The following is a 10,824-nucleotide window of genomic DNA, read 5'->3' as shown; positions in this document are numbered from 1 at the left end:
CGAAAGCGAAGCGTCAGCAACAAATTGTTTTATCTGTGCGAAAGCGAAGCGACAGTGACAAATTGTTTTATCTGTGCGAAAGCGAAGCGACAGTGACAAAGCGGGGAGCCCGTAGCAATCAACAGACCTGACTTAAAATATAAATATTTGACCATTTCGCTTACATTCCAGCTGTGGGGAGAGGAAATTTACAACAGAACAAAACCATTAATTTTTCACACTTTAAAAAAACACGTATACCCATTAGAAATCTAACGAATACACGTGTTGTAATTTAGCTTACATATGTCCAGCACGAATTTTCTTCACAATGCTGAATGTTGTGTAGGCAGCAGCTGGTGCAAGCACTGCGATAAAAATAAGCCAAACCGTTAAGTTGTCCGTTGCTTTTAATGTGGCATAATTAGTTTTAACAAAAACAATAAGGCCAAATAGTAATAAATAACTCAGCACATTTGGAAAAATAACGATTAAACGTAATAGTGCTGGTGGCATTTTTTGCTGATTCATATAAACCACTCCCCTTTATTCAATTATACGCAAATCTACTATTAACTGCATTATATTTCTTTAATATTCCAAATCTTCGTTTTCACTATCTATTTTATTTAGACTTTATATTTGCCTGCTGATTGTTGTAAATTATCTGCTGTTGCATTTAACTTATCAATAATCGATGTCATTTCATTCATACTTACTGCTTGATTTTTAGCCTTTTGAGCAACATCGGCAACGCTTGCTGAAGTCTGTTTTGCCAATAATGATACATCTTCCATCGTAGCCGTGACTTCCTCTGTGCTGGCTGCGATTTCCTCTGTTGTACTCGATACTAAATCTACTTGTTCTGCTATTACTTGGACATCATTGTTAATGCCTTCAAAAGATTGCTGTGCTTCATGGACAACAGATCGACCAGCATTTAATACATCAGCAGTAGAATAAATGACTGATACAATGTTAGCTGTCTCCCTTTGTACATTCATCACAACTTGAGAAATACGCTCAGCTGCTAGCTTTGAATCCTCTGCCAATTTGCGAACTTCCTCTGCCACTACAGCAAATCCTTTACCCGCTTCACCTGCTCGGGCCGCTTCAATAGATGCATTTAGCGCTAATAGGTTTGTTTGTTCTGAAATTCCAGTAATGACATTTGTAAACTCACCAATCATGCCAGATAATTTTTCTAATTCTTGTGTACTTACTACCGAAAGATTTGTCTTTTCATGAACTTCCACTAATTGCTTTTGTAACTTGTTCATAATTTGTAAGCCATTATTCGCATTTTCTTCTGTATTGCGAGAAATGGTAGAAACCTCAACAATGGATTCGGAAATATGTTGGATACTGCGTGCCAATTCTTCCATTGATAACGCACTGTCTTCTGTATTTTGCTGTTGCGCACAAGATGCTTGAGCAACCTGACTAGATTCTTCCTGAATGATTTCAGATGAATCGAGTGTATGATGTGCATTTTCTTGAATTATGTATGTTGCCTCCTTAATTTGGCTAGCTTCCTGCTTCAATTCACGCATTATGAATTGAAAGTTTTCCATCATTCCGTTAAATGATACTACTAATTGACCAATCTCATCCTTAGAGTTTACATTTATTCGCTTTGTTAAATCCGCTTCGCCCTTACTAATGTCCTCAAGTGAATCGCGTACACTTACAATTCGGGAGACCTGTTTAGAAATAGAAAAACCAGTAATGACGAAAATGACACACACAACGATTAATGAAGCAATAATTGTTCCTATCAAAATATGTGAAAGTACTTCATTTGAAACAACGATAGCTAAATATGTACCATTTGATAACGGTTTTACGTATTGCGTAACACGTGTTCCATCATAACGTCCCGAAAATTCAGATGCTTTTTGCGTTGAAAATTTTGCTGGTAAAAAACCAATATCCGCTAGATTTCTTTCTGCTGTAGCTGCTATTGTTTCACCTTTGTCATTCACAACAGCTGCATAAAGGACCGTTGAGGATAATGATTTGTTAAGCTGATCAATGTAATATTCACTACCGATACTAGCCTCTAAATCTAATAGCTGCTGTCCTTGTCGAGCAACCTGTACAATTTGAGGTGTTGCTGGATTCCAACTACTTACCCCAACGAACTTGTAAAATTTATCGTCTACATCACGTATTTGCGCCTTCTGTACAATTTCTTTTGCACGTCCATCTAATAGCTGCATATATTCTGCGGCTTGTCCGTCTGGATCAGAACCGAAGTTAAAATCAATTTTCGGTGCTACAGAAGTGACGGTGGTATTTCCTTTATCATCCGTACTCCATATTTCATCAATGCCTCCACGTTCAGCAATCGCCTTCAAATCTTCATGTGTAGCGCCTTTATCGACAATGTAAGAAGCCATTACTGATTCAGCAATCATTTCCTTTTCCATTATTTCTTCCGCTTTTTCTCTTGATTGAATAGCACCCTCCATTCCCATAACGATGGAATTAGCGAGTGCCTCCCCGTTATTCTTTACACTTTTAGATGTTGCTTGATAAATATAAATAGAAAATGCACCGATAATAAATACGACAATGCACATGATTTCTAGCAGCATTTTCCATTTCATTGTTTTCCCCATCTCATCAATTCCCCCTAAAATATACGGTTATTTCCATTTCATCATACAATATCAATTTTATATATTTCATTACTTTTTTATGAATTTAATATAATAATTTTTAATAATAAAAAAATCGTCACAAATTTGTAGAAATTATATTATTTTTAAAATTAGGAGAAAACACTTAGACAAAAAAGACTATAATACCAGCAGTTTCATAAAAGAGGAGAAAATACAATAGAGTAACATAATTAGGACATTTACAAACAAAATCTTAATAATTAACAAATTAATCACACTAGTCTTAAAGTAGCGATTTAAAAGAAAGAACCTTTTAAATGACGAATCATCTAAAAGGTTCTTTCTTACCAAAATATTATTCTAGGATAATTTATTGTTATGCCATGTAAATATTAATTGATCGGATGTTAAGTAGGTCTGCGGGAAAATCTTCTGTGCTTCCGCTAAAAACAGTGGTAAATCGTGAGGTAGGAAGCGGGCACTTAAATGGTTCAGAAGTAAATAGTTTACTCCTGCTTGTTGTGCCACCTTTGCCGCCTCGACATTTGTAGAGTGTCCGTAGCTGGCTGCTAAATCTGTCGTAGTACCATCAAAGGTCGCTTCATGAATAACGATATCTGCTCCATTAGCTAATGAAACAGCCTCTGGACAATATTTTGTATCCCCTAAAATAGTGAGCGTAAAGCCTTTTTTAGGGGGAGCGACAACATCTTTCGCATAGACAATGATGCCATTGTCGAGCTCCACATCTTTCCCGCTTTTTAATTGCCCAAGCAAAGGTCCTTTTGGAACACCAAGTGCTTGCGCTTTTGCCAGTAACAGTTCACCAGGCAAGTCCTTTTGCTCAATACGGTAGCCAAAGCATGGGACTACATGCCGTAATTCACTTGCACTCACTGTAAACTGTTCATCCTCATAAATTACACCTTCATGGACTTCAACAAAATGTAATGGATAGGTTAAATGCGTCTTTGACAAGGCAAAGGTTTGCTCAATCCATTGCTGTAAACCTTGCGGGCCAAATATTGTTAATGGCTCATCCCCACCTTGAAATGAACGAGAGCTTAAAAAGCCAGGTAAACCAAAAATATGGTCACCATGTAAATGTGTAATGAATATTTTCGTTACTTTACGGGGCTTTAAGGATGTATGCAAAATTTGATGTTGGGTCGCCTCTCCACAATCAAAAAGCCACATTTCCCCCACTTCATCTAAAAGCTTTACCATCAGGGCACTTGTATTTCGTTCCTTTGAAGGCATTCCTGCGCCTGTTCCTAAAAAATGTAGTTGCACATATGCCACCTCACTTCTATATCTATCGCTCTATTGTACCTTATCGTTCACAATAAGAAAAACCTTTGGTGACTAGCTTTCTCCAAAGGTTTTGATATTATTTAGGTTCCCATGATACGAGTGCCGCATGGAAATCATGGCGATAATAATACCGCCCATTCTTTTCTTCAATAAATGGCATGAGCGACTCCTCAACATGTGCTCTATTAAAATTAGTATTTAATATTTTTTTACTTTGAGTTGTTATAAGCTGCTCATAGCTTTCGTATTCATACACTCTTTCCAATGGGATGATTTTGCAATCTGCGTAAATATCCATCTCATATAGCAAGTTTAAAAATTCTATATAATCTCTTCGTGGAAATTTAATATCGTAGCCATACTTTTCGTACAAAATTTCATAATGGGGTTGAATCGGCCCTGTTGTCATGCCAATAATTGCACGTTTTTTAGCTAGACGATTCATATGGTAAAGGGCGGATTTAATGTCATACATACGATAAAAACAATTGACACCGATGACGATATCGTGCGCTTCTACTTCATCCTCAGTAAGACTTTCCCACTTCGCATGAATATAAGACACATGCTGTTTATCCTGCATGCAATTTTGTAAATAGCTAAGAATGCTTTCTGAGCTATCTATACAAGTTAGCTGTCGCGCAGTATTAGCTAGCGGAAACGTATAATTACCCCAGCCTGGACCAATTTCCAATACAGAATACTCTGGTTGAATAGTGTTCTTTATTTCTTGGAAAATTCTCGCAGCATAAGGATCTGTTTGCCCAGTCTTTTTACGTGCAATTGACTGTGCCCAAAACTGTTCCTCCAACTGATCATTGACCATTCTTTCAGGCATATGACCATGCCAATCTTTCATACCTTCTTGCCATAATGCCTCATAATTAATGGCTAATGGTCCTTTTCTTGTCATACAGGTACCTCTATATTCATTATTTCGTATACTTTTTTCATATCGAGATTAGCACGGACATGCTTTGCCAGCATATTGTAAGCGTCCTCTCTACGTTCTGCATCACTTTTTACATCGCTCGGTAAAGTAGCGAGCCCTTTTTTCACGCGTATGTCATTGACAAGCTGTCGTGTAAAGGTACGATTATGGAATAAGCCGTGGAAATATGTTCCGATAACTTGATCATCAACACTTACTGCCCCATCCCCTCGACCATCCGCAAGTTGTAAAAAAGGTGAAACCTCGTCTCGTAAAATTTTTGTACGTCCAAGGTGAATCTCATAGCCAGTAAACGTATCTTTTCCTCTTGTTCCTGTCATTTGAACAGTTTTTTTATCGCCAACAAAAACAGTTTCCATCGGCAATAAACCTAAACCTTGCGCTGAATCGCCATTCCCTTCTACTGCATCCGGATCTAATAACGTTTCGCCAAGCATTTGGAAGCCACCACAAATGCCAATAATTTTTGTGCCGTGTTCACGTAAATTAGTTATCGCTTGGTCGAAGCCTTGTGCCTTTAACCACGCTAAATCATCTATTGTACTTTTGGTTCCAGGTAGTATAAGTAAGTCAGGCGTACCAAGCTCATTGACATTGCCAATTAAACGTACACCAACCTCTGGCTCATCGAAAAATGGATCAACATCCGTAAAGTTTGAAATGCGCGGCAAGCGAATCATAGCCACATCCACTGAGAATTCCCCAGGCTTTGGCTTTTTAAAGCGTAAGGAAGATAGTGCTAGCGAATCCTCAGCCTCAATATTGACATCTACATACGGCACAACACCAAGTACAGGAATACCAGTTTCTCGCTCTACCCATTCAATACCATCATCTAGTAGTTCACGCATCCCTCTGAATTTATTAATGATTAGTCCCTTTACACGTGCCCGTTCAGCATCGTCAAGTAATGCAAGTGTTCCAACAATCGATGCAAATACCCCACCCCGATCAATATCAGCAACTAGCACAACAGCTGCATCTGCTAGATGAGCCATGCGCATATTTGCAATATCACGATCCTTTAAATTGATCTCTGCAGGGCTTCCCGCTCCTTCAAGTACAATAACATCATATGTATTTTGTAAAGTTCGTACCGACTTTTCAACGATCGGCATCGCTTCTTGTACGAATTGATTACGATAGCTTTTGGCATCCATATTTAAAAAATGCTTACCATGAACAATCACTTCCGATACCATATCCTGCTTCGGTTTAAGCAATATAGGATTCATATCCGTAGTTGCGACAACACGTGCCGCCTCAGCTTGTACCCCCTGTGCGCGACCAATTTCTCCGCCATCATGAGTTACAAACGAGTTAAGGGCCATATTTTGCGATTTAAACGGTACTACCTTTAGCCCATCATCCGATAAAATACGGCATAGCGCAGTACAAATCATACTTTTTCCAACATCAGAAGCCGTTCCTTGAATCATAATAGATTTTGCTGGCATAGTCTTTTTCCTCCGTATTTATAGTTAAAGCGCGGGAGCAGACTTTACTTCGCGGGTGTTTCCCTGCAAAACGCAGGGATTCTGCTTCGGGCCGCGGGTATTTCATCACAGATCACGGGTATTCTACCTCGTTCCGCGGGTATTTCACCACAACGCGCGGGTATTCCGCCTCGTTCCGCGGGTATTTCTCCAAAGCGCGGGTATTCTGCCTCGCTCCGCGGGTATTTCATCACAAATCGCGGGTATTCCGCCTTGTTCCGCGGGTATTTCACCACAACGCGCGGGTATTCCGCCTCGCTCCGCGGGTATTTCTTCAAAGCGCGGGTATTCTGCCTCGCTCCGCGGGTATTTCATCACAAATCGCGGGTATTCTGCCTCGTTCCGCGGGTATTTCACCACAAATCGCGGGTATTCCGCCTCGCTCCGCGGGTATTTCTTCAAAGCGCGGGTATTCTACCTCGTTCCGCGGTTATTTCTTCAATGCGGGTATTCTGCTCCGTTCCGCGGGTATTTCACCACGACGCGCGGATATTCCGCCTCGTTCCGCGGGTATCCCCCCACAACGCGCGGATATTCCCCCGACGCACGAGCATCATTAGAATTCTAGGCCTTTAACTGCTGGAATTCCTTCGTCATAATAGTGCTTGGTCGCATCGATGGTTGATACTAAATCTGCCATCGCGATAAGCGCTGGATTTGCGCTACGTCCTGTTACTACTAAATGCATTGTAGACGGACGTTGTTTAATGGCTTCAATGACTTCGGCTAATGGTAGCACATCATCGATTGGGAATTTTGTAATAGCCAGTGCATTGTTGAGCTCGTCTAATACGAGTAAATCAATACTGTCGTCTTGCAAGGCCGCTTTTGTTTTCTTCCATGCCTTTGCTAACGCAGCACGATGCTCTTCTGGTGTTTTTGTCCAAGTAAAGCCGATTCCCATTTGCTCCATTTCTACGCCAAGCTTACGAAGAGCAATTTGCTCTCCGTATGTACGCTCTGGTGATTTAATAAATTGCATATATCGTACATTTAGGCCTCGACCAACTGCGCGCAGTGTGACGCCTAGAGAAGCCGTTGTTTTGCCCTTCCCTTCACCTGTATAAACTAAAAACAAGCCTTTTCTAGCCATTGTTCAAGCCTCCCTTAAAGCCATGTTGTTTTTTCTTCAAATGGGGTACGTTTTTTGTCTTTAAGTTCCTGCTCTTCTGGATAGCCAATAAAGATTGTACCTACTACTTTTTGTGATTCACTTGCGCCAATAAATGCATGCATACGCGGGTCATGAACTAGCCCTACACCGCGTGTACGCCATACGAAGCCAAGCCCTAGCTCTTCTGCAGCAAGCCACATGGACATGATGGCACTACATACAGCAAAGACATTATCTTCTGTCGCATCAGTATCATCTTCCACAATATCTGCCGTAACAACGATGGCAACTGGTGTTGTTTGAACGACTTTTAACGAGCTTTCTACTAAATTTGGCTTTGTTGGGAATCGCTCCTGTAAATAAGCACTTGCCATCTCCTCATAGCGTTTCATTGCGTCGTCTTGAATTATATAAAAATGCCAAGGCTCACGCATACGGTCATTTGGAGCATAAGTGGCTGCTTGTAAAATTTTCTCGATTTTCTCTTTTTCAACAGGCTGTGTTGTGTAATCGCGAATCGCTCGACGATTTTTTAAAGCCTCAATTACTGTCATGTTGTTTCCTCCCTATGCTCAAATTTATGATAAAGTAAGTCCTTGTTCTTCAAACCATTGAATTTTCTCGCGTACTTTGACGACCTCGCCAACGACAATCATGGAAGGATTATGATAGCCTTCACGTTCAATAATGCTAGCAATTTCCTCAAGTTTCCCTGTAATGGTACGCTGTTGATCTGTTGTTCCCCACTCAATAACTGCTACTGGGGTAGTTGGTTTACGACCATTTTCGATGAGCTTTTTGGAGATATACGCAATATTGCCAACACTCATATAAAAGGCAACTGTATCGATACCTGTTGCTAGTGCAGACCAATTTAAAAAGTCCTGTCCTTTTTCCTCACGGCTATGTCCCGTTACGAGCGCAAAGCTTGTGGCAAAGTCTCGGTGTGTTACAGGTATACCTGCATAAGCTGGAGCAGCTATTCCTGCTGTAATACCAGGGACGATTTCATAAGCAATACCATGATTTTTTAAAATTTCGGCTTCCTCTGCACCGCGACCAAAAACAAATGGATCGCCACCCTTTAAACGTGTGACAATTTTGCCTTCCTGCGCTTTTTCGACAAGTAATGTATGAATCTCATCTTGAATGAGGTGATGCTTACCAGGTAATTTACCACAGTACACAAGCTCAGCATCTTTTTTCACAAACTCTAACAATTTTGGATTCACAAGACGGTCATACGCAATGACATCAGCCTTTTGAATACACTCTAGCCCGTACACTGTAATGAGCTTTGGATCTCCTGGCCCAGCTCCAACTAAATATACTTTTCCGTCTTTCATCGCGCTTCTCCCATCAGTAATTGTTGTAAATAAGCCTCACGTCTATCAATCTCTCCACTGCGCGTCCATTCTAGTAAGCTCGGTTCAAGTAATGATTGTAATGCTGCACGTCTTTGTGGACCTTTTTCAAACTTAGCAGCAATCATTAAACGCGCTTGCTGTAGGAAGCATACATAATCATCATAAACGTCATCAAATTGCTCTTCGAGGTCCGCTTTGATTTTACGCGCTAATGCTGGACTGGCACCTGACGTTGATACAGTTAACACTAATGGACCACGGCGTACTGTCGCTGGTGTAATAAAGTCACTCTCCGCCTGTGCATCTGCCCGATTGATCAGCTGCCAATGCTGCGCTGCCTCTTGTACAGCTTCATTTACTGTCGTATCATTTGTTGCCGCAATGATGAGTATTGCATCATCTAAATCACGTGGCTCAAACGCTTTTTCACGCCACGTAATTTGACCTGATTCAGCAAGTGGTAGTAATGAGTCATCAAGGGTAGGACTAACAACAACAATATTCGCTTTAGCTGGGAGCAGTGAAGCTACCTTCTGTGTTGCAACGTGACCTCCACCAACAATTACTACAGTTTTATATTCAACATTAATATGAATAGGAAAATAATTAGTCATGATTTTTCACCTTCTTACAAGCTGTTAACCAGTTGTCAACAAGCTTTGGGTTAGATACAAAATGAAAATGTGTATAGCCAGCCACTAGATTTCCTGCTTGGTAGCCCTCTTGTTTGTTACCAAATCGACCTTTCGTTTGGTAAGCTGGTGTGTTATGTGTGCCGCTATATTTTGAATAGTGGAATTCATGTCCCTTTGCTTCTTCATCTGTACCAATTAAAAAATTATTTTGTGTGCCAAAAATTTCACGGTAACCGAGAGCCGCTAGCTTTGTTTGCATCGCTACCTCACCTGGAATAATACCTACCATGTCATAACGGTCACCATTACTATTCGTAATAGCCTCTGTCAAATACATGAAGCCTCCACACTCGGCTAATGTCGGTAGACCTTTGGCAATTGCTTCACGAATAGATTTTTTCACATCGGAATTTTCCGCTAATATATCAGCAAATTCCTCCGGGAAGCCCCCACCTATATACAAACCGTCAGCTTCAGCTGGAACAGGTTCATTCGCCAGAGGTGAGAAAAATTGTAGCCTAGCTCCTTTTGCACGTAACAATGCCAAATTTTCTTCATAATAGAAGTTAAACGCAGCATCCTTTGCTACAGCAATGCAAATATTTTGAGACGATTGTTCCACAAATAATTGCCCTGATTCTTGTAAAACAGGAGCCTTTGTTAACTCAAGCAATTTGTCTAAATCAATCGTCTCTGTCATTAAAGAGCCTAGCTTATCAAAAAATGTATCGAGTTCTCCCCGTTCAATCGCTGGCACTAACCCTAAATGACGACTAGGAATATCTATTCCTTCCTCACGCTTCAAGTATCCGATAACAGGGATACCACACTCCTGCTCAATGGCAGCCTTCGCAATCTCATAATGCCCGACACTTCCGACTTGGTTAGCAATAACGCCAACGATAGTAGGTTTGTCAGATAGTAATTGGAAACCTTTCACAACCGCCGCTACACTTCGTGCCATACTTGCACAATTGACAATTAAAATAACTGGGCTCTCTGTTACAACACTAATGTCTGCCGCAGAGCCAGCATCAGATAACGGACTTTTTCCATCATAAAAGCCCATAACGCCTTCAATAATGGAAACATCTGCATCCATACTCGCACGCGCGACAATATCACGCACTGCTTCATGGGAAAACATCCAGCTATCAATATTACGCGATACTCGTCCTGTAACAGCAGTATGATAGGTAGGATCAATATAGTCGGGGCCACATTTAAAGCCCTGCACAATTTTGCCCTTTTCTTGTAATGCTTTCATGAGTCCAATGGTAAAAGTCGTTTTACCAACTCCACTGCCAGTACCAGCAAGTACAAAACGATTTGTTTGCATA

General features: G+C 40.8%; 10 protein-coding genes. All 10 read right to left on the bottom strand.

The genetic code is table 11. From position 1 onward, the window contains the following. Nucleotides 1–279: 279 nt before the first annotated feature. Nucleotides 280–510 carry an acyl-phosphate glycerol 3-phosphate acyltransferase gene (locus QRN68_RS07760; RefSeq protein ID WP_285396202.1) on the bottom strand — a complete coding sequence of 77 codons (231 nt, stop codon included), beginning with the start codon at nucleotides 508–510 and terminating at the stop codon, nucleotides 280–282. Between the two features lie 98 nt (nucleotides 511–608). Next, nucleotides 609–2,603, bottom strand: coding sequence for a methyl-accepting chemotaxis protein (locus tag QRN68_RS07755; protein WP_285396201.1), 1,995 nt, complete (start codon nucleotides 2,601–2,603; stop codon nucleotides 609–611). A gap of 363 nt (nucleotides 2,604–2,966) precedes the next feature. Beyond that, complete coding sequence (rnz, locus tag QRN68_RS07750) at nucleotides 2,967–3,899, bottom strand: ribonuclease Z (RefSeq protein ID WP_285396200.1); 933 nt, start codon at nucleotides 3,897–3,899, stop codon at nucleotides 2,967–2,969. 97 nt (nucleotides 3,900–3,996) lie between these two features. Beyond that, nucleotides 3,997–4,833: a class I SAM-dependent methyltransferase gene (locus tag QRN68_RS07745; protein WP_285396199.1), complete on the bottom strand. Its 837-nt coding sequence runs from the start codon at nucleotides 4,831–4,833 to the stop codon at nucleotides 3,997–3,999. Further along, nucleotides 4,830–6,329 carry a cobyric acid synthase gene (locus QRN68_RS07740; RefSeq protein WP_285396198.1) on the bottom strand — a complete coding sequence of 500 codons (1,500 nt, stop codon included), beginning with the start codon at nucleotides 6,327–6,329 and terminating at the stop codon, nucleotides 4,830–4,832. The genes QRN68_RS07745 and QRN68_RS07740 overlap by 4 nt, the downstream gene beginning before the upstream one ends. Before the next feature lie 595 nt (nucleotides 6,330–6,924). Then, nucleotides 6,925–7,461, bottom strand: coding sequence for a cob(I)yrinic acid a,c-diamide adenosyltransferase (locus QRN68_RS07735; RefSeq protein ID WP_285396197.1), 537 nt, complete (start codon nucleotides 7,459–7,461; stop codon nucleotides 6,925–6,927). Nucleotides 7,462–7,475: 14 nt separating this feature from the next. Beyond that, nucleotides 7,476–8,036, bottom strand: coding sequence for a nitroreductase family protein (locus QRN68_RS07730; RefSeq protein WP_285396196.1), 561 nt, complete (start codon nucleotides 8,034–8,036; stop codon nucleotides 7,476–7,478). A 24-nt stretch (nucleotides 8,037–8,060) separates the two neighbouring features. Further along, nucleotides 8,061–8,828 (bottom strand): uroporphyrinogen-III C-methyltransferase, encoded by a 768-nt coding sequence (gene cobA / locus QRN68_RS07725; RefSeq protein WP_285396195.1) that lies wholly within the window; start codon nucleotides 8,826–8,828, stop codon nucleotides 8,061–8,063. After that, complete coding sequence (locus tag QRN68_RS07720; protein ID WP_285396194.1) at nucleotides 8,825–9,463, bottom strand: precorrin-2 dehydrogenase/sirohydrochlorin ferrochelatase family protein; 639 nt, start codon at nucleotides 9,461–9,463, stop codon at nucleotides 8,825–8,827. The genes cobA and QRN68_RS07720 overlap by 4 nt, the downstream gene beginning before the upstream one ends. After that, nucleotides 9,456–10,823, bottom strand: coding sequence for a cobyrinic acid a,c-diamide synthase CobB (locus QRN68_RS07715; RefSeq protein ID WP_285396193.1), 1,368 nt, complete (start codon nucleotides 10,821–10,823; stop codon nucleotides 9,456–9,458). Before QRN68_RS07715 ends, QRN68_RS07720 begins: the two co-directional genes overlap by 8 nt. Between the last annotated feature and the right edge of the window lies 1 nt (nucleotide 10,824).

The sequence above is a fragment of the Lysinibacillus sp. fls2-241-R2A-57 genome, from assembly GCF_030209535.1.
Classification (GTDB): domain Bacteria; phylum Bacillota; class Bacilli; order Bacillales_A; family Planococcaceae; genus Lysinibacillus.
This window is presented reverse-complemented; position numbering and strand designations above follow the sequence as displayed.

Coding starts and splice junctions, on each gene's coding strand:
- QRN68_RS07760 (WP_285396202.1), bottom strand. CDS start 510: ATGAATCAGCAAAAAATGCCACCAGCACTATTACGTTTAATCGTTATT.
- QRN68_RS07755 (WP_285396201.1), bottom strand. CDS start 2,603: ATGGGGAAAACAATGAAATGGAAAATGCTGCTAGAAATCATGTGCATT.
- QRN68_RS07745 (WP_285396199.1), bottom strand. CDS start 4,833: ATGACAAGAAAAGGACCATTAGCCATTAATTATGAGGCATTATGGCAA.
- QRN68_RS07740 (WP_285396198.1), bottom strand. CDS start 6,329: ATGCCAGCAAAATCTATTATGATTCAAGGAACGGCTTCTGATGTTGGA.
- QRN68_RS07735 (WP_285396197.1), bottom strand. CDS start 7,461: ATGGCTAGAAAAGGCTTGTTTTTAGTTTATACAGGTGAAGGGAAGGGC.
- QRN68_RS07730 (WP_285396196.1), bottom strand. CDS start 8,036: ATGACAGTAATTGAGGCTTTAAAAAATCGTCGAGCGATTCGCGATTAC.
- cobA (WP_285396195.1), bottom strand. CDS start 8,828: ATGAAAGACGGAAAAGTATATTTAGTTGGAGCTGGGCCAGGAGATCCA.
- QRN68_RS07720 (WP_285396194.1), bottom strand. CDS start 9,463: ATGACTAATTATTTTCCTATTCATATTAATGTTGAATATAAAACTGTA.
- QRN68_RS07715 (WP_285396193.1), bottom strand. CDS start 10,823: ATGCAAACAAATCGTTTTGTACTTGCTGGTACTGGCAGTGGAGTTGGT.